At 64.5% G+C, this 22,628-nt stretch carries 19 protein-coding genes and 3 tRNA genes; all 22 read left to right on the top strand.

The window, feature by feature from the left end; genetic code table 11:
* Window positions 1-647: 647 nt before the first annotated feature.
* The gene (tpiA, locus tag QZ853_RS14000; RefSeq protein WP_295574338.1) at window positions 648-1,403 is read left to right on the top strand and encodes a triose-phosphate isomerase; all 756 of its coding nucleotides are present in this window, start codon (window positions 648-650) and stop codon (window positions 1,401-1,403) included.
* Between the two features lie 31 nt (window positions 1,404-1,434).
* A complete protein-coding gene (gene secG / locus QZ853_RS14005) occupies window positions 1,435-1,872 on the top strand; it encodes a preprotein translocase subunit SecG (RefSeq protein WP_295574341.1) in 438 nt (145 codons plus the stop codon).
* 51 nt (window positions 1,873-1,923) lie between these two features.
* Window positions 1,924-2,008, top strand: a tRNA-Leu gene (locus QZ853_RS14010).
* Window positions 2,009-2,119: 111 nt separating this feature from the next.
* A complete protein-coding gene (locus QZ853_RS14015; RefSeq protein ID WP_005414075.1) occupies window positions 2,120-2,476 on the top strand; it encodes an NADH-quinone oxidoreductase subunit A in 357 nt (118 codons plus the stop codon).
* Window positions 2,467-3,021: an NADH-quinone oxidoreductase subunit B gene (locus tag QZ853_RS14020; RefSeq protein WP_079222612.1), complete on the top strand. Its 555-nt coding sequence runs from the start codon at window positions 2,467-2,469 to the stop codon at window positions 3,019-3,021. The genes QZ853_RS14015 and QZ853_RS14020 overlap by 10 nt, the downstream gene beginning before the upstream one ends.
* A gap of 33 nt (window positions 3,022-3,054) precedes the next feature.
* Window positions 3,055-3,804, top strand: coding sequence for an NADH-quinone oxidoreductase subunit C (locus tag QZ853_RS14025; protein ID WP_295574344.1), 750 nt, complete (start codon window positions 3,055-3,057; stop codon window positions 3,802-3,804).
* On the top strand, window positions 3,801-5,108 hold the full coding sequence (locus QZ853_RS14030; RefSeq protein ID WP_295574347.1) for an NADH-quinone oxidoreductase subunit D: 1,308 nt from the start codon (window positions 3,801-3,803) through the stop codon (window positions 5,106-5,108). Before QZ853_RS14025 ends, QZ853_RS14030 begins: the two co-directional genes overlap by 4 nt.
* Window positions 5,109-5,205: 97 nt before the next feature.
* Window positions 5,206-5,733 carry an NADH-quinone oxidoreductase subunit NuoE gene (nuoE, locus tag QZ853_RS14035; protein ID WP_005410460.1) on the top strand — a complete coding sequence of 176 codons (528 nt, stop codon included), beginning with the start codon at window positions 5,206-5,208 and terminating at the stop codon, window positions 5,731-5,733.
* 4 nt (window positions 5,734-5,737) lie between these two features.
* Entirely contained in the window at window positions 5,738-7,078 is a 1,341-nt protein-coding gene (nuoF, locus tag QZ853_RS14040; protein ID WP_295574350.1) for an NADH-quinone oxidoreductase subunit NuoF, read from the top strand.
* The gene (nuoG, locus tag QZ853_RS14045; RefSeq protein WP_295574353.1) at window positions 7,075-9,309 is read left to right on the top strand and encodes an NADH-quinone oxidoreductase subunit NuoG; all 2,235 of its coding nucleotides are present in this window, start codon (window positions 7,075-7,077) and stop codon (window positions 9,307-9,309) included. The genes nuoF and nuoG overlap by 4 nt, the downstream gene beginning before the upstream one ends.
* Window positions 9,306-10,400 carry an NADH-quinone oxidoreductase subunit NuoH gene (nuoH, locus tag QZ853_RS14050; protein WP_295574358.1) on the top strand — a complete coding sequence of 365 codons (1,095 nt, stop codon included), beginning with the start codon at window positions 9,306-9,308 and terminating at the stop codon, window positions 10,398-10,400. The genes nuoG and nuoH overlap by 4 nt, the downstream gene beginning before the upstream one ends.
* Window positions 10,401-10,403: 3 nt before the next feature.
* Entirely contained in the window at window positions 10,404-10,892 is a 489-nt protein-coding gene (nuoI, locus tag QZ853_RS14055; protein ID WP_005410456.1) for an NADH-quinone oxidoreductase subunit NuoI, read from the top strand.
* A 9-nt stretch (window positions 10,893-10,901) separates the two neighbouring features.
* Window positions 10,902-11,561, top strand: coding sequence for an NADH-quinone oxidoreductase subunit J (locus QZ853_RS14060; protein WP_295574361.1), 660 nt, complete (start codon window positions 10,902-10,904; stop codon window positions 11,559-11,561).
* The gene (nuoK, locus tag QZ853_RS14065; RefSeq protein ID WP_005417921.1) at window positions 11,558-11,863 is read left to right on the top strand and encodes an NADH-quinone oxidoreductase subunit NuoK; all 306 of its coding nucleotides are present in this window, start codon (window positions 11,558-11,560) and stop codon (window positions 11,861-11,863) included. The genes QZ853_RS14060 and nuoK overlap by 4 nt, the downstream gene beginning before the upstream one ends.
* 7 nt (window positions 11,864-11,870) lie before the next feature.
* The gene (nuoL, locus tag QZ853_RS14070; RefSeq protein ID WP_295574363.1) at window positions 11,871-14,039 is read left to right on the top strand and encodes an NADH-quinone oxidoreductase subunit L; all 2,169 of its coding nucleotides are present in this window, start codon (window positions 11,871-11,873) and stop codon (window positions 14,037-14,039) included.
* A gap of 23 nt (window positions 14,040-14,062) precedes the next feature.
* On the top strand, window positions 14,063-15,571 hold the full coding sequence (locus QZ853_RS14075; RefSeq protein ID WP_057497494.1) for an NADH-quinone oxidoreductase subunit M: 1,509 nt from the start codon (window positions 14,063-14,065) through the stop codon (window positions 15,569-15,571).
* Between the two features lie 15 nt (window positions 15,572-15,586).
* Window positions 15,587-17,047 (top strand): NADH-quinone oxidoreductase subunit NuoN, encoded by a 1,461-nt coding sequence (nuoN, locus tag QZ853_RS14080; RefSeq protein WP_295574366.1) that lies wholly within the window; start codon window positions 15,587-15,589, stop codon window positions 17,045-17,047.
* Between the two features lie 127 nt (window positions 17,048-17,174).
* A tRNA-Met gene (locus tag QZ853_RS14085) sits at window positions 17,175-17,251 on the top strand.
* Window positions 17,252-17,333: 82 nt separating this feature from the next.
* A tRNA-Met gene (locus tag QZ853_RS14090) sits at window positions 17,334-17,410 on the top strand.
* 356 nt (window positions 17,411-17,766) lie between these two features.
* Complete coding sequence (gene rimP / locus QZ853_RS14095) at window positions 17,767-18,357, top strand: ribosome maturation factor RimP (protein WP_295574368.1); 591 nt, start codon at window positions 17,767-17,769, stop codon at window positions 18,355-18,357.
* Window positions 18,358-18,361: 4 nt separating this feature from the next.
* Window positions 18,362-19,873: a transcription termination factor NusA gene (gene nusA / locus QZ853_RS14100; protein ID WP_107231059.1), complete on the top strand. Its 1,512-nt coding sequence runs from the start codon at window positions 18,362-18,364 to the stop codon at window positions 19,871-19,873.
* 92 nt (window positions 19,874-19,965) lie between these two features.
* Window positions 19,966-22,611 carry a translation initiation factor IF-2 gene (infB, locus tag QZ853_RS14105; RefSeq protein ID WP_295574371.1) on the top strand — a complete coding sequence of 882 codons (2,646 nt, stop codon included), beginning with the start codon at window positions 19,966-19,968 and terminating at the stop codon, window positions 22,609-22,611.
* Window positions 22,612-22,628 lie beyond the last annotated feature (17 nt).

The following is a 22,628-nucleotide window of genomic DNA, read 5'->3' on the forward strand; positions in this document are numbered from 1 at the left end:
GGCGTGGATCTATCGTGTCGACCAAGGTCGACACCTACCGGAGATCGCGATTTACCAACCGTCACCAGGAAACTGTCGGGGGCGGGGCGGTGTGGGTGGGCAGGACACGCCGTAAACCCGTCCATGGGGGCTCGATGGCGCCATCCATGGCGCCAACGGTCCTGCCCACCCACACCGCCCCACCCCCGACAGTTTCCTGGTGACGGTTGGTAAATCGCGATCTCCGGTAGGTGTCGACCTTGGTCGACACGATAGATCCACGCCATGCGTGGATGAGATCTGTCAGGTGATGAGGGAGGGTAGGGGGGGAGGGGGCTCGGCTTCTGCCTGTGATCTTCTTTTTTTCTTTCCGTGACGGGCGGAACCGCCGGAATGTGTCAGAGGCCGGGCGGCTGGGGATGGCGGGGTGTCCGCGGCATGGATGCCGCGGCCAAGCCCCCAGGGACGGGTTTACGGCGTCCCCCGGCATCCCCACCCGCCCGGTCAACCCCACAAATCCCCCCGGAGCTCTCCGCAACCAACCAACCCCAAACCCGCCACGAGGGGCTGCGCCGCTGGCTGAAAATCCATGTAACCGCTTACACGGAAACGGATTTTTGCCGTAGCGGGTATCATGACCGGCTGACTTCACACAGGAGCCACCGCTCATGCGCCGCAAGATCGTCGCCGGAAACTGGAAGCTGCACGGCAGCCGTCAATTCGCCACTGACCTGCTGGGCCAGGTGGCTGCGGGGCTGCCCAAGGCGGGGGTCGAGGTGGTGATCCTGCCGCCGCTGCCCTACCTGGGCGAGCTGGTCGAGGACTTCGGCGACACCGGTCTGGTGTTCGGTGCGCAGGATGTCAGCAGCAACGAGAAGGGCGCCTATACCGGTGAGGTCTGCGCCGCGATGCTGCACGAGGTCGGTGCCCGCTACGGCCTGGTCGGCCACTCCGAGCGCCGCCAGTACCACCATGAAAGCAGCGAGCTGGTCGCGCGCAAGTTCGCCGCGGCCCTGCATGCCGGCCTGGTGCCGGTGCTGTGCGTGGGCGAAACCCTGGAGCAGCGTGAGGCGGGCCAGACCGAGGCGGTCATTGCCAGCCAGCTGGCGCCGGTGCTGGAACGGGTCGGCGCGGCCGGCTTCGCCCAGGCCGTGGTGGCCTACGAGCCGGTCTGGGCGATCGGCACCGGCCGCACCGCCAGCAAGGAGCAGGCGCAGCAGGTGCACGCGTTCATCCGTGGCGAAGTGGCGCGTATCGATGCTAGAATCGCTGATTCACTGCCCATTGTTTACGGCGGTAGCGTGAAGCCCGACAATGCCGGGGAACTGTTCGCGCAGCCGGATGTCGATGGTGGGCTGGTCGGCGGTGCCTCCCTGGTGGCCGCGGACTTCCTGGCCATCGCAAGGGCGGCGGCCGCGAACTAATCCTAGAAGTATTGTCCGAGGGCGGTTTCCAATGCTGATGTTGATCCTCAATGTCGTCTACGTGCTGGTCGCTGTGGCCATGATCGCGCTGATCCTGATGCAGCGTGGCTCGGGTGCGGCGGCGGGTTCGGGCTTTGGTGCCGGCGCCTCGGGTACGGTGTTCGGTGCGCGCGGCGCCTCGAACTTCCTGTCCAAGTCGACCAAGTGGCTGGCCGTCGTGTTCTTCGGTATCAGCCTCTTCATGGCCTGGTATGCCGGCCACGGCAGCCGTCCGGCGGCCGACCAGGATCTGGGCCTGATGTCCGCCCCGGCGGCCAGCGCTCCGGCCGCTCCGGCAGGTGAACTCCCGGCCGTTCCGAAGGCCGATGCGGTCCCGGCCGCCCCGGTTCCGGCCGCGAATGTGCCGGCTAAGGCGGAATCTTCGGTTTCTGGTGAAGAAAAGCCTTCGGAAGGCTCCCAGAAACACTGAAGCCGGTTACAATACGCGGCGCATCGGGAAGATAGTCTGATGTGATCGTTTGCCCAGGTGGCGGAATTGGTAGACGCACTACCTTGAGGTGGTAGCGACTTAGGTCGTAGGGGTTCGAGTCCCCTCTTGGGCACCATTTGTAAGTAAAGCGGGTTCGTCTGGCGCGCAAGGCGCCAGGCTGATTCCCGTCCACTCCCCCATGCCAAAGCGCCTGCAGGCGCAGCGGCAGAGGCAAGAGAGAATCGCTGTGCTGGCCGAATATTTGCCGTCTCTGCTGTTTCTGATCGTTGCCACCGGTATCGGCATTACGCTGATGCTGGTTGGTCGATTCCTCGGTCCCCGCCGCCCCGATCTGGAAAAGCTGTCGCCGTATGAGTGCGGCTTCGAAGCCTTCGAAGACGCGCGCATGAAGTTCGACGTGCGCTACTACCTGATCGCGATCCAGTTCATCGTCTTCGACCTGGAAATCATCTTCATCGTGCCGTGGACCCAGGTCTTCATGGAGCTGGGCGCCCGTTCGCTCGTCACCATGGGCCTGTTCGTCGGCATGCTGTTCCTCGGTTTCATTTACGTCTGGAAGAAGGGAGCGCTGGAATGGGAGTGATTCAGACTCTCGATGGCCTCATGAACAATCCGGTCCCGGAAGGGCGGGTTGATGACATCCTGCGGCCGGAGGGCGACAACCCGCTGCTGGAAAAGGGCTTCGTCACCACCAGCGTCGATGCCCTGCTGAACTGGGCGCGCACCGGCTCGATGTGGCCGATGACCTTCGGTCTGGCCTGCTGCGCGGTCGAGATGATGCACGCCGGCGCTGCGCGCCTGGACCTTGACCGCTACGGCGTGGTGTTCCGCCCGTCGCCGCGTCAGTCCGACGTGATGATCGTGGCCGGTACCCTGGTCAACAAGATGGCCCCGGCGCTGCGCAAGGTCTACGACCAGATGCCGGACCCGAAGTGGGTCATCTCCATGGGCAGCTGCGCCAACGGCGGCGGCTACTACCATTACTCCTATTCTGTCGTGCGCGGCTGTGATCGCGTGGTGCCAGTGGACGTTTACGTCCCGGGCTGCCCGCCGACCGCCGAGGCGCTGGTGTACGGGATCCTGCAGCTGCAGAAGAAGATCTGGCGTACACAGACCATCGCCCGCTGACCCTTCCACACTACAAGAGCGCGCCAAGCCCCCATGGCAGAGCAAGCATCCTTCATCGACCGACTCTCCGCACGTTTCGCTGGTGCGAAGGTCATCGTGGTCGAACCCCGCGGCGAAGTGACGCTGGAGGTGCCTGCCGCCGAGTGGCATGCCACCGCGCTGGCGCTGCGTGACGAGTTTGGTTTCGAGCAGGCCGTGGATCTCTGCGGCGTCGATTACCTCGGTTATGGCTCCGACGAATGGGACACCGCTGACGTGTCCTCGCAGGGCTTCAGCCGTGGCGTCGAAGGCAAGGCCCAGGGCCGTTTCGCGTGGGGCGAGTTCCCCACCGAGGAAAACGGTGCCGATGGCGCGAGCCCGCAGCACATGCCGGCCCAGCGTTTCGCCGTGGTCGCGCAGCTGCGTTCGTACCAGCACAACCTGATGATGCACCTGCGCTGCTTCGCCCCTGACGAAGCGCTGCCGGTGGTGTCTTCGCTGACCGGCATCTGGCCCGGCCTGAACTGGTTCGAGCGCGAAGCGTTCGACCTGTACGGCGTGATCTTCGAGGGCCACCCGGACCTGCGCCGGATCCTGACCGACTACGGTTTCGTCGGCCATCCGTTCCGCAAGGACTTCCCGCTGATCGGCAATGTCGAAGTGCGCTACGACGAAGAAAAGAAGCGCGTGGTCTACGAACCGGTCACCTCGGTGGAGCCGCGCGTCGGCGTGCCGCGCGTGATCCGTGACGACGCCCGTCTGCAGACCGCAGAAGGCGAGCGCGCGCAGGAGGCAGTGAAGTGAGTCAGTTCCATCAAGCCAGCGAAGCCTTTGCCAGTAATCCGGCCGAAGCACGACAGGAGATCCGCAACTACACCATGAACTTCGGCCCGCAGCATCCGGCCGCTCACGGTGTGCTGCGCCTGATCCTGGAAATGGACGGTGAAACCATCATGCGCGCCGACCCGCACGTGGGTCTGCTGCACCGTGGTACCGAAAAACTGGCCGAGTCCAAGCCGTTCAACCAGTCGATCGGCTACATGGATCGCCTGGACTACGTGTCGATGATGTGCAACGAGCACGCCTACGTGCGCGCGATCGAGACCCTGATGGGCATCGAGGCGCCGGAGCGTGCGCAGTACATCCGCACCATGTACGACGAAATCACCCGCATCCTCAATCATCTGATGTGGCTGGGCTCCAACGCGCTCGACCTGGGTGCGATGGCGGTGATGCTGTACGCCTTCCGCGAGCGCGAAGAGCTGATGGACTGCTATGAAGCGGTCTCCGGCGCGCGCATGCACGCGGCGTACTACCGTCCGGGCGGTGTCTACCGCGACCTGCCGGACCACATGCCGAAGTACAAGGAATCGCGCTGGCACAAGGGCAAGGCGCTGAAGCAGCTCAATGCTTCGCGCGAAGGCTCGTTGCTGGACTTCCTGGAGAACTTCACCGTCGAGTTCCCCAAGCGCATTGATGAATACGAAACCCTGCTGACCGACAACCGTATCTGGAAGCAGCGTACCGTCGGCATCGGCGTTGTCAGCCCGGAGCTGGCCCACCAGTGGGGCATGACCGGCGTGATGCTGCGCGGCTCGGGCGTTGCTTGGGACCTGCGCAAGAAGCGTCCGTACGCCAAGTACGATGCCGTCGATTTCGATATCCCGCTGGGCAAGGAAGGCGACTGCTACGACCGCTACCTGGTCCGCGTTGCCGAAATGCGCGAATCCAACCGCATCATCAAGCAGTGCGTGGCGTGGCTGAAGGCCAACCCGGGCCCGGTGATGGTGAAGAACTTCAAGGTCGCTCCGCCCAAGCGCGAGGACATGAAGGACGACATGGAAGCGCTGATCCACCACTTCAAGCTGTTCAGCGAAGGCTATTGCGTGCCGGCCGGCGAGACCTACTCGGCGGTGGAAGCCCCGAAGGGTGAGTTCGGCTGCTACCTGGTCTCCGATGGCGCCAACAAGCCGTTCCGCGTGCACCTGCGTGCGCCGGGCTTCGCCCACCTGTCTTCGATCGATTCGATCGTGCGCGGCCACATGCTGGCCGACGTGGTGGCGATGATCGGTACCTACGACCTAGTGTTCGGCGAGGTTGACCGGTAATGCCGTCCGCCACGCCAACGCCCGCTGCAGGCAGCCGGCGCAAGCCGGCGCCGCAGTTTCTGGAATTTCACGTTATGCATTTCGCTGAGGTCGGCCGATGAAGGCGACAGGTAATTTCGAGGCGGCGCGCGACGTCGACCCGATGGTGGTGCTGAGCGACAAGACCCGCGCTCACATCGATCACTGGCTGTCCAAGTTCCCGCCGGACCGCAAGCGCTCTGCCGTGCTGCAGGGCCTGCATGCGGCCCAAGAGCAGAACCAGGGCTGGCTGACCGACGAACTGATCGCCGGCGTGGCCAAGTACCTGGACCTGCCGCCGGTGTGGGCCTACGAGGTCGCCAGCTTCTACTCGATGTTCGAGACCGAGAAGGTAGGCCGCAACAACGTGGCCATCTGCACCAACATCAGCTGCTGGCTCAATGGCGCCGAGGACATCGTGCGCCATTGCGAGAAGAAGCTGGGCATCAAGCACGGTGAATCGACCCCGGACGGCCGCGTCTACCTCAAGCGCGAGGAAGAGTGCCTGGCCGGCTGCGGTGGCGCGCCGATGATGGTCATCAACGGTCACTACCATGAGCGTCTGACCCTGGAAAAGGTTGACGAGCTGCTGGACGGGCTGGAGTAAGGGCATGGCACATCACCACGAATCCAAGGGTCCGGTCGGCCCCGCGCCGCTGCCGCACCAGGTGGTCTACACCACCCTGCATTACGACACCCCGTGGTCGTACGAAAGCTACCTGAAGACCGGTGGCTACGCTGCTCTGCGCAAGATCCTCGAAGAGAAGATCCCACCGGAGCAGGTCATCGAGATGGTCAAGGCCTCGGGCCTGCGCGGCCGCGGTGGCGCAGGCTTCCCGACCGGCCTGAAGTGGTCCTTCATGCCCAAGGGCAACATGCAGAAGTACATCCTCTGCAACTCGGACGAATCCGAGCCGGGCACCTGCAAGGACCGCGACATCCTGCGCTACAACCCGCATTCGGTGGTGGAAGGCATGGCGATCGCCTGCTACGCCACCGGTTCAACCGTGGGTTACAACTACCTGCGCGGTGAGTTCCACCACGAGCCGTTCGAGCACTTCGAGCAGGCCCTGGCCGACGCCTATGCGAACGGCTGGCTGGGCAAGAACGTGATGGGCTCGGGCGTGGACATCGATATCTACGGTGCCCTGGGCGCCGGCGCCTACATCTGCGGCGAAGAAACCGCGCTGATGGAATCGCTGGAAGGCAAGAAGGGCCAGCCGCGCTACAAGCCGCCGTTCCCGGCGAACTTCGGCCTGTACGGCAAGCCGTCGACGATCAACAACACCGAAACCTACGGTTCGGTGCCGGCGATCATCCGCAACGGTCCGGAGTGGTTCAAGGGCCTGAGTCTGACCGCCAACGGCGGTCCGAAGTGCTTCTCGGTGTCCGGCTGCGTGCAGAACGGCGGCAACTTCGAAGTGCCGCTGGGCACCACCTTCGACGACCTGCTGGAAATGGCCGGTGGCCTGCGTCCGGGCCGCAAGCTCAAGGGCGCGATCCCGGGCGGTGTGTCGATGCCGGTGCTGACCGCAGCCGAGCTGAAGGGCCTGCCGATGGACTACGACACCATCCGCGCTCTGGGCTCCGGCCTGGGTTCGGGCGCCGTCGTGGTGCTGGATGACAGCGTGTGCTGCGTCAAGTTTGCCTGCCGCATCAGCCAGTTCTTCCACAAGGAATCCTGTGGCCAGTGCACCCCGTGCCGTGAAGGTACCGGCTGGATGCACCGCGTGCTGGAGCGCATCGTCGCCGGCAAGGCGACGATGGAAGACCTGCACCAGCTGAAGGCCGTGGCCGGCCAGATCGAAGGCCACACCATCTGTGCGTTCGGCGAAGCGGCTGCATGGCCCATCCAGGGCTTCCTGCGCCAGTTCTGGGACGAGTTCGAGTACTACATCGTCAACGGTCATTCGATGGTTGACGGCAAGAAGGTGGAGGCAGCCGCTGCATGAGCGCGCAACCCGTAAATCCGAGCGTCCCACCCGATCACGTCACCATCGAGATCGATGGCAAGTCGCTGGTCGTGCCCAAGGGCTCGATGATCATCCAGGCGGCCGACAAGGCCGGCATCTCGATCCCGCGCTTCTGCTACCACGAGAAGCTGCCGATCGCCGCCAACTGCCGCATGTGCCTGGTGGACGTGGAGAAGTCGCCAAAGCCGGCGCCGGCCTGCGCCACCCCGGTGATGGATGGCATGAAGGTGGCCACCCGCAGCGAGAAGGCACTGAAGTTCCAGCGTTCGGTGATGGAGTTCCTGCTCATCAACCACCCGCTGGACTGCCCGATCTGCGACCAGGGCGGCGAGTGCGAACTGCAGGACGTCTCGCTGGGCTATGGCCGTTCGGTCAGCCGCTTCAACGAGCGCAAGCGCGTGGTGCCCGACGAAGACATGGGCCCGCTGGTTGCCACCGAGATGACCCGCTGCATCCAGTGCACCCGTTGCGTGCGCTTCACCGCCGACGTGGCAGGCACCTATGAACTGGGTGGCATGTACCGCGGCGAGAACCTGCAGATCGGTACCTACGACGGCAAGCCGCTGACCACCGAACTGTCCGGCAACGTTGTGGACGTGTGCCCGGTCGGTGCGCTGACCAACAAGGTGTTCCAGTTCCGCGCCCGCCCGTGGGAGCTGACCGCGCGCGAGTCGCTGGGGTACCACGACGCGATGGGTTCGAACCTGTTCCTTCACGTGCGTCGCGGCGAAGTGCTGCGCACCGTGCCGCGCGACAACGAAGCCGTCAACGAGTGCTGGCTGTCCGACCGCGACCGCTACTCGCACCAGGGCCTGTACAGCGAAGACCGTGCGGTCAAGCCGCTGCGCAAGGTCAATGGCGAATGGAAGGAAGTGAGCTGGGCCGAAGGCCTGGCAGCGGCCGCCGAGATCCTCAAGGCGAACCAGGGCGACAGCCTGGGCGTGCTGGTGCACCCGTCGACCTCGAACGAGGAAGGCGCACTGCTGGCCCGCCTGGCCAAGGGCCTGGGTTCGAGCAACATCGACCACCGCATCAACAACCGCGATTTCTCCGACGCCGCAGCTGCCGAAGTGTTCGGCCTGCCGCTGGCCGAAATCGAAGGCGCCGACCGCATCGTCATTCTGGGCAGCAACATCCGCCACGAACTGCCGCTGCTGCACGCCCGCCTGCGCAAGGCGCAGACCACCCATGGCGCGAAGATCCACGTCGTCAACCCGGTGGACTTCGACTTCGCCTTCAGCATCGCCGGCAAGCAGATCGTTGTCCCGTCGAAGTTCGTCGACGCGCTGGCCAACGCCGAATTGCGTACGGCGGTGCAGGGCGGCAACAACACCGTGCTGATCGTCGGTGGCATCGCCGAGAACCACCCGCAGGCCGCCGCGATCCGCGCCGCTGCGCGTGAGTTCGCCGCCGCTACCGGTGCCAAGCTGTGCCGCATTCCGCAGGGCGCCAATGCTGTCGGTCTGACCCGCGCTGGCGTGCTGCCGGCCGGCAAGGACGTTGCCGCGATGCTGGCGCAGCCGCGCCAAGCTTACGTGGTGTATGGCCTGGAACCGGGCCTGGACTTCGCCGATGCCCCAGCCGCGCGCAAGGCGCTGGCCGGTGCCCAGGTGGTGGCCTTCAGCCAGTTCGCCTGCGCCTCGACCCGCGACGTTGCCGACGTGATCCTGCCGATCGGTGCGCTGCCGGAAATCGACGCCACCCTGACCAACCTCGATGGTCGCGAACAGTCGGCCCGTGCCGGCGGCAAGCTGCCGGGCGAGGCTCGTGAGGGCTGGCGCGTGCTGCGCGCCCTGGGCGGCGACCTGGCCGTGGCCGGTTTCGATTTCACCGACCTGGCCGGACTGCGTGCGAGCCTGGCCCCGGTGTCGGTCACCGTCGCCGCTTCGGCCCAGCCCGTGGTTGCCGGTGAAGGCCTGGAAGTGGCTTCGACCGCCGCGATCTACCGCACCGATGCGGTGGTCCGTCGCGCCCCGGCGCTGCAGTCGCATCCGCTCAACAACGCCCCGCGCATCGTGCTCAACGCTGACGATGCCGCTCGCCTGCAGCTGCAGGAAGGGCAGATGGCCAAGGTCGGCACCGACGCCGGCAAGGCCACCCTGCCGGTGGTGGTCGACGCCCGCGTCGCTGCGGGTTCGGTCTGGATTGAATCGGGCCACGGCGCGACCGCGCCGCTGGGTGCCGCTCGCGTATCGGTGGTGGCTGCATGAACGAATTGCTGTTGAACGCGGTCGACCCGCTGCACCAGTGGCTGCTTGGCCTCGGTGACATCGGCGCGCTGATCTGGATCATCCTGAAGATCCTGGTGATCGCCGTGCCGGTGATCGTCTCGGTGGCCTTCTACGTGGTCTGGGAACGCAAGCTGATCGGCTGGATGCACGTCCGCCACGGCCCGATGTACGTGGGCATGGGCATCTTCCAGGCCTTCGCCGACGTCTTCAAGCTGCTGTTCAAGGAAGTGGTCCAGCCGAGCAGCGCCAACAAGGCGATCTACCTGCTGGCGCCGCTGATCACCCTGGCCCCGGCCTTCGCGGCCTGGTCGGTGGTGCCCTTCGATTCGCAGATCGTGCTGTCCAACGCCAACGCCGGCCTGCTGTACCTGCTGGCGATGACCTCGCTGGGCATCTACGGCATCATCCTGGCCGGTTGGGCGTCCAACTCGAAGTACGCGTTCCTGGGTGCGATGCGCGCCTCGGCGCAGATGATCAGCTACGAAATCGCCATGGGCTTCGCCCTGGTCGGCGTGATGATCGCCGCTGGCAGCCTGAACCTGAGCAACATCGTGATGGCGCAGGCCGGCAGCTCCGGCTTCTTCGACTGGTTCCTGCTGCCGCTGTTCCCGCTGTTCGTCATCTACTGGGTGTCGGGCGTGGCTGAAACCAACCGCGCGCCGTTCGACGTGGTGGAAGGCGAGTCGGAAATCGTTGCCGGCCACATGGTCGAATACTCCGGCGGTGCCTTCGCCCTGTTCTTCCTGGCCGAATACGCGAACATGATCCTGATCAGCTTCCTGATCTCGATCTTCTTCCTCGGCGGCTGGCTGAGCCCGGTCCAGGGCTGGGTCAACGTCGGCGATGTCTCGCCGCTGGTCGACTGGATCTGGAAGGGCGGTGCACCGTGGCTGTTCGTCAAGGTGTTCTTCTTCGCCAGTGCCTACATCTGGTTCCGTGCCAGCTTCCCGCGCTTCCGCTATGACCAGATCATGCGCCTGGGCTGGAAGGTCTTCATCCCGCTGGCCATTCTGTGGATCGCGGTTACCGCCGTCATGGTGTTCTTCGGCGTGATTCAAAAGGGCGTCTAAGTGATGAACAGGATTACCCATTACTTCAAGAGCCTGCTGCTGCTCGAACTGCTGGCCGGCCTTTGGCTGACGCTGAAGTACAGCTTCAAGCCGAAGTACACGATGATGTACCCGATGGAGAAGTTCCCGCAGTCGCCGCGCTTCCGTGGCCTGCACGCACTGCGCCGTTATCCCAACGGCGAAGAGCGCTGCATTGCCTGCAAGCTGTGCGAAGCGGTGTGCCCGGCCCTGGCCATCACCATCGACTCGGCCAAGCGCGAGGACGGCACCCGCCGTACCACCCGCTACGACATCGACCTGTTCAAGTGCATCTTCTGCGGCTTCTGTGAGGAAAGCTGCCCGGTGGACTCGATCGTCGAAACCCACATCCTCGAGTACCACTTCGAGAACCGTGGCGAAAACATCGTTACCAAGCCGCAGCTGCTGGCCCTTGGCGATCGTCTCGAAAACGAGATCGCCGAGCGTCGTGCCGCCGATGCCGCTTACCGCTGAGGTCGAGAGATGGATTGGGTAAATATCGCTTTCTGGGTGTTCGCCATCGCGGCAACGGTTTCGGCCGGTGCGGTGATCAGCGTGCGCAACCCGGTGCACGCCGTGCTGTGCCTGGTGCTGACCTTCTTCTCCATTGCCTGCGTGTGGCTGCTGGTGGGCGCCGAGTTCCTTGGCGTGGCGCTGGTGCTGGTCTACGTCGGCGCGGTGATGGTGCTGTTCCTGTTCGTGGTGATGATGCTGGACATTGACACCACCAGGATGCGTGAGGGCTGGGTGCGCTACCTGCCGGTCGGCCTGATCGTGGCCGTGGCGATGCTGGTGCAGATGCTGATCCTGATCGGCGTGAAGGGCAGGGCGGTCAACCCGTTCCCGGCCGACAACGCCGCCGCGATCGCTGCCGACACCTCCAACATCACCTGGCTGGCGCGCACGTTGTTCACCGAGTACCTGCTGCCGTTCGAGTTCGCCGCCGTCATTCTGACCGTGGCCGTGGTCGCCGCCGTGATGCTGACCCTGCGTCGCCGCACCGGCGTGAAGAGCCAGAACCCGGGCGAGCAGACCATGGTCAAGGCAGACCAGCGCCTGCGCATGGTCAAGATGGATGCCGAACAGCCGGTGATCCACAGCAACACCACTCCGGCCGCGGGCGAAGAGGAGACCAAGGCATGATCACTCTGGGCCACATCCTCGCGCTGGGCGCGGTGCTGTTCGCCATCAGCCTGGCCGGCATCTTCCTCAACCGGAAGAACGTCATCGTCCTGCTGATGTCGATCGAACTGATGCTGCTGTCGGTGAACATCAACTTCGTCGGCTTCTCGCGTCAGCTGGGCGATCCGTCCGGCCAGCTGTTCGTGTTCTTCATCCTGACCGTCGCCGCCGCGGAAGCCGCCATCGGCCTGGCGATCCTGGTGACCCTGTTCCGTACCCGCCGCACGATCAATGTCGGCGAAGTCGATTCGTTGAAGGGCTGATCCACAGATGGAAATCACTCTCTCCAAGAGTCTGTTGATCGCAGTGGTGCTTGCACCGCTGTTCGGCAGCATCATCGCCGGCCTGTTCGGTCGCCAGGTCAAGCGCTTCGGCGCACAGACCATCACCATCCTCGGCGTCGCGGTTGCCTGCGGCCTGTCGATGTACACGTTCTACCAGTTGATGTGGGGCGGCGCGCAGCCGTTCAACCAGAACATCTACACGTTCTTCGAGGTTGGCCAGTACTCGGCCCATGTCGGCTTCATGGTCGACAAGCTCACCGCGATGATGATGGTGGTGGTGACCTTCGTGTCGCTGCTGGTCCACATCTACACGATCGGCTACATGCAGGACGATCCGGGTTACCAGCGATTCTTCAGCTATATCTCGCTGTTCACCTTCTCGATGCTCACCCTGGTGATGAGCAACAACTTCCTGCAGCTGTTCTTCGGCTGGGAAGCGGTGGGCCTGGTGTCGTACCTGCTGATCGGTTTCTGGTTCAAGCGCCCGACCGCGATCTTCGCCAACATGAAGGCGTTCCTGGTCAACCGCGTCGGTGACTTCGGCTTCCTGCTGGGTATCGCTGGCGTGCTGTGGGTGTTCGGCACCCTGGATTACTCGCAGGTGTTCTCGCAGGCCGGCATGCTGGCTGATCCGCGTGCCCAGCTGCAGATCTGGGACGGCACCATCCTCGGCATGCAGCTGCTGAACGAGCCGGTGATCTGGTCGATCGCCACCGTCATCTGCATCTGCCTGTTCATCGGCGCCATGGGCAAGTCGGCCCAGGTCCCGCTGCACGTCTGGCTGCCGGACTCGATGGAAGGCCCGACCCCGATCTCGGCTCTGATCCACGCCGCGACCATGGTGACCGCCGGCATCTTCATGGTCACCCGCATGTCGCCGCTGTTCGAGCTGTCGCAGACCGCGCTGAACTTCGTGTTGTTCATCGGTGCCACCACCGCGTTCTTCACCGGCCTGATTGGTATCGTGCAGAACGACATCAAGCGCGTCGTCGCGTACTCCACGCTGTCGCAGCTGGGCTACATGACCGTCGCCCTGGGCGTGTCGGCCTATTCGGCTGCCGTGTTCCACCTGATGACCCACGCCTTCTTCAAGGCCCTGCTGTTCCTGGGTGCCGGCTCGGTCATCATCGCGATGCACCACGAGCAGGACATGCGCAAGATGGGCGGCCTGCGCAAGTACATGCCGATCACCTTCATCACCATGTGGATCGGTACCCTGGCACTGGTGGGTACGCCGTTCTTCTCCGGCTTCTACTCGAAGGACACCATCATCGAGGCCGCCGAGCTGCACGCGCACCTGTCCAACAACTGGGTCGCCACCTACGGCTACTGGGCGGTGCTGGGTGGCGTGATCGTTACCAGTTTCTACAGCTTCCGCCTGCTGTTCCTGACCTTCCACGGCAAGGAGCGCTTCCGCGACGCGCATGATGATCATGCCCATGGCCACGGCCATGACGATCATCACGCCGCTGACGCCCACAACGGTGATGCGCACCACGACGACCATGGCCATGGCCATGGTCCGCATGAGCCGCACGAAACCCCGTGGGTGGTGACCCTGCCGCTGATCCTGCTGGCCATCCCGTCGATCGCCATCGGTTTCTTCAGCATCGGTCCGATGCTGTACGGCACCGACTGGGCCGGTCACCACGCGCACGACGCGATCAAGGGCCAGGCGCATACGTTCTTCACCGGCATCGTCGATTTCTACGATCCGGCCAAGAACACCATCGGTTTCCTGGGTGAAGAGTTCCACGGCCCGGTCGCCTTCGCGCTGCACGGCATGATGGCGCCTGCGTTCTTCCTGACCGTTGCGGGCTTCCTGCTGGCTGCACTGTTCTACCTGTGGAAGCCGGACCTGTCTGGCAAGGCGCGCAAGACCTTCGCCCCGATCGTTTCGGTGCTGGAAAACAAGTACGGCTTCGACAAGCTGTGGATCGATGGCTTTGCCGGCGGCAGCGTGAAGCTGGGCAAAGTCTCGCGCTGGATCGACAGCAACATCGTCGACGGTGTGGTCAATCTCTCGGCACGTGTTGTGGACGTCGCAGCCGGCGTGCTGCGTCGTACCCAATCCGGTTTCCTCTATCACTACGCCTTCGCGATGATCATCGGCCTGATTGCCCTGCTGGGCGTGCTGATGCATTACCTGCGTTGATGACCTGTACGGAATAAGAAGACGTGTCGAACTGGCCTCTACTCAGTGTCCTCATCTGGCTGCCGATCATCGGTGGCGCCCTGATCCTTGCGATCCGTGATGCGCAGACCGCCCGCTGGGCGTCGTTGGGCGTGGCGGTGCTCACCTTCGTTGCGAGCCTCTCGCTGCTGAGCGGCTACAACGCGGGCATCGACGGTCTGCAGTTCGTCGAGACCCATGCCTGGATCCCGGCTTACAAGATCGGCTACAACCTGGGCGTGGACGGCATTGCCATCGCGCTGATCCTGCTGACCACCCTGGTCAGCGTGCTTGCCCTGATCGGCGCCTGGAGCGCCATCGACAAGCGCGTGAACCAGTACGTGGCGGCCTTCCTGATCCTGGAAGGCGTCACCGTCGGCATCTTCGCCGCGACGGACGCGATGCTGTTCTACGTGTTCTTCGAGGCGATGCTGATCCCGATGTTCCTGATCATCGGTGTCTGGGGCGGCCCGCGCCGCATCTACGCGGCGCTGAAGTTCTTCCTGTACACCTTCCTCGGGTCGGTGCTGATGCTGGTGGCGCTGATCTACCTGTACATGAAGGGCGGCAGCTTCCAGCTGGCCGACCTGTACGCGCTGCCGCTGTCGGCCAAGGAGCAGACCTGGATCTTCTTCGCCTTCCTGATCGCCTTCGCGGTCAAGGTGCCGATGTTCCCGGTGCACACCTGGCTGCCGGATGCCCACGTCGAAGCACCGACCGCCGGTTCGGTGATCCTGGCCGCCATCGCCCTGAAGATCGGTGGCTACGGCTTCCTGCGCTTCAACCTGCCGATCGTGCCGGACGCGTCGCAGGAATGGGCCTGGCTGGTGATCGCACTGTCGCTGATCGCGGTGATCTACGTCGGCCTGGTCGCCCTGGTGCAGGACGACATGAAGAAGCTGATCGCCTATTCGTCGATCGCGCACATGGGCTTCGTCACCCTGGGCACCTTCATCGCCCTGTGGCTGGTGCGTGAAGCCGGCAACGCCGATGCGGCCCGCCTGGGCCTGCAGGGCGCCATGGTGCAGATGATCTCGCACGGCTTCGTGTCCGGTGCGATGTTCTCCTGCGTCGGCGTGCTGTACGACCGCATGCACAGCCGCCGCATCGCCGATTACGGTGGCGTGGTCAACGTGATGCCGTGGTTCGCCACCTTCGCCATGCTGTTCTTCATGGCCAATGCCGGCCTGCCGGGCACCAGCGGTTTCGTCGGTGAGTTCATGGTCATCCTGTCGGCGTTCCAGCGTAATCCGTGGATCGCTTTGGGCGCGGCCACCACCCTGATCATCGGCGCCGCGTACACCCTGTGGCTGTACAAGCGCATCTTCTTCGGCGAAGTGGCCAACAGCCACGTGGCCGAACTGAAGGACATCAACGGCCGCGAATGGCTGGTGCTGGGCGTGTTTGCCATTGGCGTGCTGGCCCTGGGCATCTACCCCAAGCCGCTGACCGACCTGATGGAGCCCTCGATCGCGAAGCTGGCGATGCAGATCGCATCCAGCAAGCTGCTGTAATTCCAGGATTTGATGATGACCACCTCCCCGCTGCTGCCATTGACCGCCGCTGACCTGCCACCGCTCGCTCCCGAGCTGGTGCTGATCGGCAGCGCCTTCGCCCTGATGATCCTCGACCTGTTCGTCAGCAACCGGAACAAGATCGTCACCCACCTGTTCTCGCTCGCTGCGCTGGCCGTGGTGCTGTTCATGCTGGCCACCGGCGTGGGCGGGCAGGGCGAGGTCTTCCATGGCATGTTCGTACGCGATACCGCCGCGGATGTGATGAAGACCGGGATCGTGCTGCTCAGCGGCCTGACCCTGGTCTATGGCTGGCGTTACCTGCGTGACCGCAACCTGTTCCAGGGCGAGATCCCGGTGCTGATCCTGTTTGGCACCGCCGGCATGATGATCCTAGTGTCGGCCGGCAGCCTGCTGATGGTCTACCTGGGCCTGGAACTGCTGGCGCTGTGCTCGTACGCACTCGTTGCCAGCAACCGCGAGAGCGGCCTGGCCTCGGAAGCGGCGATGAAGTACATCGTGCTCGGCTCGCTGGCCTCGGGCCTGCTGCTGTACGGCATGTCGCTGATCTACGGCGCCACCGGCAGCCTGCACCTGGACGTCATCCGTGACGCGATCCCGCACTCGGAAGAGCGCGTGCTGCTGATCACCGGTGCGGTGTTCATGATCGCTGGCGTCGCCTTCAAGCTCGGCGCCGCGCCCTTCCACATGTGGCTGCCGGACGTGTACCAGGGTGCCCCGGCGCCGATCGCGCTGTTCATCAGCTCGGCGCCGAAGCTGGCTGCGTTCGGCATGGCCTACCGCCTGCTGGAAATGGGCGTGGGCCCGCTGTCGACCGAGCTTCAGCTGATGATTGCCGGCCTGGCCGCGGTCTCGCTGGTGATCGGCAACCTGATGGCCATCGCGCAGAGCAATCTGAAGCGCATGCTGGCGTTCTCCACCGTCTCGCACATCGGCTTCCTGCTGATGGGCATCGCCGGTGGTGGCGCGCAGGGCTATGCCGCAGCGCTGTTCTACGCACTGGCTTACGCCATCATGTCCACCGCCGCCTTCGGCGCGATCATCGCGCTGTCGCGTGCCGGCTTTGAGGCCGAGAACATCGAGGACTTCAAGGGCCTCAATGCCCGCAACCCGTGGATGGCCGGCCTGGTGCTGTGCATCATGGCGTCGCTGGCCGGCATCCCGCCGTTCCTGGGCTTCTGGACCAAGCTGGCCGTGCTGGGCGCTGCCGTCAATGGCGGCCTGCTGTGGCTGGCCATCCTCGGCGTGCTGTGCGCCGTGGTCGGCTGCTTCTACTACCTGCGCGTCATCAAGGTCATGTACTTCGATGAGCCGGTTGGCGAGGCCATGCCGCGCAGCAACGACCGCGTGCTGGGCCTGGTGCTGGGCGTGAACGCGCTGGCGCTGCTGGCGCTGGGCCTGGCCTGGAACCCGATCATGGTCTGGTGCCAGCAGGCATTTGCGCATCTTGCATAAAAGTTGACACAAAGCTGCGTGATTCGTGTAATATGCGCAGCCTGAGTTGTCACTGCAGCGGTTCAGCCAGAACATCGTTGCGGTAGCCCTCCTCGAAAGAGCAGGGCAGCAGTTCAAACACTTCCGGTGCGGGGTGGAGCAGTCTGGCAGCTCGTCGGGCTCATAACCCGAAGGTCGCAGGTTCAAATCCTGCCCCCGCTACCAACATCGAACCGGCGCCAACCGGTCTGATGAATGAGGGAAGGCTTGCATGTATTGAAGCCATGCCTCATAATTCCGCTTCTGATGCGGGGTGGAGCAGTCTGGCAGCTCGTCGGGCTCATAACCCGAAGGTCGCAGGTTCAAATCCTGCCCCCGCTACCAAGTAAAGAGATCGCCTTCGAAGTCCTGCTTCGGAGGCGTTTTTCTTTGAGGTTGCGCCTTTTTGTAGAGTCGAGCCATGCTCGACTGCCGGTGAGGCAGGCCGGTCCAAGCCTTGCACCAGTGCGGTGCAGCCGCTATCATCAGCGGCCTAGGCAGTACCCCTGAAGGCGGCATCCCCACGGGAGGCCCGGTCCGGAAGGAGGGCTCGCAACACGCTTACGCAGCGCGTTGCAACCGGAATCCAGTCACCGGAGTCTTTCCGGAAAAAGGGGCCCAGCGGGCCCTTTGTCGTTTCCGGGGCGTCATGTTTTCACGCCGGCCAAGGTCGGCACCCAACCAAGAGATCAAGGCAGGCTGTGAGCGACAAGGCAACCGACATCGCGAATCTGCTCGCCCCGACCGTTGTGTCGCTGGGCCTGGAGCTGCTGGGCGTTGAGTATCTGCCGGCCCCCGGCGGTGCGACCCTGCGCCTTTACATCGACGTGCCGCTGGCTGAACAGCCGGAGCGCATCATCAATGTGGACGACTGCGAGCGCGTCAGCCGCGAAGTGTCGGCGCAGCTGGACGTCGAAGACCCGATCAGCGGCAACTACACGCTGGAAGTGTCCTCGCCGGGCGTGGACCGCCCGCTGTTCAACCTGGAGCAGTTCGCTCGCCACCAGGGTGAATCGGCCAAGGTCACGCTGAAGCTGCCGCAGGACAACCGTCGTCGCCTGCAGGGCCGCATTGAAGCGACCGACGAGGCGGCGGGCACCATCACCTTCATCGTCGACAAGGCCGAAGTGGTCGTGTCGGCCGACAATATCGACAAGGCGCGGATCATGCCCGACTGGGTGGCGCTGGGGCTGGCCCCGAGCAAGCCGACCGGTCCGGCACCGAAGCGTCCGAAGCCTAACAAGAATTCTTCTTCCAACGAGCCGGCGGCAAAGAAGCCGCGCGCGGAGTGAGCCAATGAGCAAGGAACTGTTGCTGGTAGTCGACGCAGTCGCCAACGAGAAGGGCGTGCCGCGTGAAGTGATCTTCGATGCCATCGAGGCCGCCCTGGCCTCGGCAGCGAAGAAGCGCTATCCCGACGAGGAAGTGCTGACCCGCGTGGTCATCGACCACAAGGATGGCAGCTATGAAACCTACCGCCGCTGGGAAGTGGTGGCCGATGACGTGGTCATGGAGTCGCCGGACCGCCAGATCCGCCTGATGGACGCCGTCGATGAAGCCGAAGGCGTGGACGTCGGCGACTACATCGAAGAGCAGATCGAGAACCCGGACTTCGGCCGCATCGCCGCCCAGGCCGCCAAGCAGGTCATCGTCCAGCGCGTGCGCGAAGCCGAGCGCCAGCAGGTCGTGGATGCGTGGAAGGATCGCGTCGGCGAACTGATCACCGGTGTGGTCAAGCGCGCCGAGCGCGGCAACATCTATGTGGACCTCGGTGGCAACGCCGAAGGCTTCATTCCGAAGGACAAGGGCATTCCGCGCGACGTGCTGCGCGCCGGTGACCGCGTGCGCGGCTACCTGGCCGAAGTGCGTTCGGAACCGCGTGGCCCGCAGCTGTTCATCAGCCGCGCCGCCCCGGAGTTCATGATCGAACTGTTCAAGCTGGAAGTGCCGGAAGTCGGCCAGGGCCTGGTGGAAATCAAGGCCTGCGCCCGCGATCCGGGCGACCGTGCCAAGATCGCCGTGCTCGCCCACGACCAGCGCACCGATCCGATCGGCGCCTGCATCGGCATGCGCGGCTCGCGCGTGCAGGCCGTGTCCAACGAGCTCAATGGCGAGCGCGTGGACATCGTGCTGTGGAACGACAACCCGGCCAACTTCGTCATCAACGCGATGGCGCCGGCCGAAGTGCAGTCGATCATCGTCGATGAAGACAAGCACTCGATGGACCTGGCCGTCGCCGAAGACCGCCTGGCCCAGGCGATCGGCAAGGGCGGCCAGAACGTGCGCCTGGCCAGCCGCCTGACCGGCTGGCAGCTCAACGTGATGACCCAGGACCAGGTCACCGCCAAGTCGGAGGCCGAGCAGGCATCGGCCCGGCAGCTGTTCATGGACAAGCTGGAAGTGGACGAAGAAATCGCCGGCATCCTGGTCAGCGAAGGCTTCGGCACCGTCGAGGAAATCGCTTATGTCCCGGTCGGCGAACTGCTGGCCGTGGAAGGTTTCGACGAAGACATCGTCGAAGAGCTGCGCGCTCGTGCCCGCGATGCGCTGCTCAATGAGGCCCTGGCAGTCGAGGAAGGCCTTGAAGACGGCCAGCCGGCGCAGGACCTGCTGTCCCTGAAGGGCATGGACGAAGCCACCGCGTATGCGCTGGCCGGCCACGGCGTGCGTACCAGCGAGGAACTGTCCGACCTGGCTGCCGACGAGGTCATGGACTTCGGCATCGAAGGGTTGGACCAGGAGCGCGCTGCGGCGCTGATCCTGGCCGCGCGCGCCGAAGAGATCGCCCGACTGGAACGCGGCGAATGAGCCGGCAATGAACAGGGCCCTGAGCCGCTCAGGGCGTAGAATCCGCGCCACCTCCAGATGCGGGGGGGCGCCCACAAGATCATAGGATCCGAATGTCGCAGCAAACCACCATCCGCAAGCTTGCCGAACTGGTCAACACGCCGGTCGAAAAACTGCTGGAACAGCTGGCCGGTGCCGGCATGAAGTTCAGCGGTCCCGACCAGGTCGTGACCAGCTCCGAGAAGGTAAAGCTCCTGGGCTTCCTTCGTCGTTCGCACGGCAAGCCCGAGCAGGCCCCGGAAGAGACCGATCAGTCTGCAAAGAAGATCACGCTCAACCGCCGGAAGCAGCAGGAATTGACGGTCAATTCCGGTCGCAGCAAGACGACCGTGAATGTCGAGGTGCGCCAGAAGCGCACCTACGTCAAGGATGGTGCTCGCGCCATGACGCCGGACGAAGAGCGCGCCGACATCCTGCGAAAGCTGGAAGAGTCGCGCGCACGCAACCTCGCCGAACAGCAGGCCCTTGCCGAGAAGGATCGTCTGCGCGACGAGGCCATCGTCCGTGCCCGTGAGGAAGAGGTTGCGGCCAAGGAACGCGCAGAGGCCGAGAAGAAGGCGGCCGAGGAAGCTGCCGCCGCCGCCAAGGCTGCCGAGGCGCTGGCGGCCAGCAAGCCCAAGCGTGCTCCGATCGATGAAACCGCGCCGCGCCCGCCGCGTACCCCGGCCGCTGCCCCGGCAGCGCCGCGTGGTGCACCGCCGCCGCCGCGCAACGATGACCGCAACAACCGCAGCGCGCCGCGCAACGAGCGTGGCCCGGGCGATCGCTTCGCCGGCCAGATGCACCTGTCGGCCGCCGATCGTGCGCGTCGTGGCAACAGCAACAACAGCAACAACCGTGGGCGTCCGGGTGGCCGCAACCAGGCCGGTGGTCGTCGCGACATGTCGCGCGGTGGCAACAATGCCGGTCCGCACGCGTTCGAGCGGCCGACCGCACCGGTGGTGCGTGAAGTGGCGATCGGCGACACGATCACCGTGGCCGACCTGGCGCAGAAGCTCGCGCTGAAGGGCGGCGAGGTGGTCAAGGCGCTGTTCAAGATGGGCGTGATGGCCACCATCACCCAGTCCATCGACCATGACACCGCCGCGCTGGTCACCGAAGAACTCGGCCACAAGGCGATCCGTGCCAACGACAACGACGCCGAAGACGCACTGCTGGCCTCGACCGGTGAAAACCAGGGCGAAGCCACCCAGCGTCCGCCGGTGGTCACCATCATGGGCCATGTCGACCACGGCAAGACCTCGCTGCTGGATTACATCCGCCGCACCAAGGTCGCCACTGGCGAAGCCGGCGGCATCACCCAGCACATCGGCGCCTACCACGTGGATACGCCGAAGGGCGTGATCAGCTTCCTGGATACCCCGGGCCATGCCGCCTTCACCTCGATGCGTGCCCGCGGCGCCAAGCTGACCGACATCGTGGTGCTGGTCGTTGCCGCCGATGACGGCGTCATGCCGCAGACCAAGGAAGCGATTCAGCACGCCCGTTCGGCAGGTGTGCCGCTGATCGTGGCGATCAACAAGATCGACAAGTCCGATGCCGACCCGATGCGGGTCAAGAACGAACTGCTGTCCGAGCAGGTCGTGGCCGAAGACTTCGGTGGTGACACCCAGATGGTGGAGATCTCGGCCAAGACCGGCCTGGGTATCGACGACCTGCTGGACGCCATCTCGATCCAGGCCGAACTGCTGGAACTGAAGGCCGTCGACGAAGGTCGCGCCTCGGGCGTGGTGATCGAATCGGCGCTGGACAAGGGCCGTGGCCCGGTTGCTACCGTGCTGGTGCAACAGGGCCGCCTGAAGAAGGGCGACTATCTGGTGTGCGGCATCCAGTACGGCCGCGTGCGTGCGCTGTTCGACGAAACCGGCAAACAGCCGGAGTTCGCCGGCCCGTCCATCCCGGTGCAGGTGCTGGGCCTGTCCGGCGTGCCGGAAGCCGGTGACGACTTCGTGGTCGTCGAGGACGAGCGCCTGGCCAAGGACGTTGCCCAGCAGCGTGAGACCAAGCGCCGTGAATCGCGCCTGGTCGCCACCGCCGGCAGCCGCATGGAAGACATCATGGCGACCTTGGGCAAGGGCGAGGGCCAGCAGGTCCTCAATCTGGTCATCAAGGCCGACGTGCAGGGTTCGGTGCAGGCGCTGAGCCAGGCGTTGGTCGCGCTGTCCAACGAAGACATCCGCATCAACGTGATCCACTCCGGCGTGGGCGGCATCACCGAGTCGGACGCCAATTCGGCGGCCGCCTCGAAGGCCACTGTCATCGGCTTCAACGTGCGTGCGGATGCCTCGGCCCGTCGCATCATCGAATCCAACGGTGTTGACCTGCGTTACTTCTCGATCATCTATGACGTGATCGATCAGGTGAAGCAGGTGGCCTCCGGTCTGCTGGGCGTGGAGATCCGCGAAGAGATCATCGGTATCGCCGAGGTCCGCGACGTGTTCCGCAGCTCCAAGCTGGGCGCCGTGGCCGGTTCGATGGTCATCGAGGGCGTGGTCAAGCGCAACAAGCCGATCCGCGTGCTGCGCGACAGCGTGGTGATCTTCGAAGGCGAACTGGAATCGCTGCGCCGCTTCAAGGAAAACGTCGAGGAAGTCCGCAACGGCACCGAGTGCGGTATCGCGGTGAAGGCCTACAACGACGTCAAGCCGGGTGACCAGATCGAGTGCTTCGAGCGTATCGAAGTGCCGCGCACCCTGTAATGCCATACGGAACCGGG

Origin of the sequence: uncultured Stenotrophomonas sp., from assembly GCF_913778665.1 — a bacterium.
Taxonomy (GTDB): domain Bacteria; phylum Pseudomonadota; class Gammaproteobacteria; order Xanthomonadales; family Xanthomonadaceae; genus Stenotrophomonas.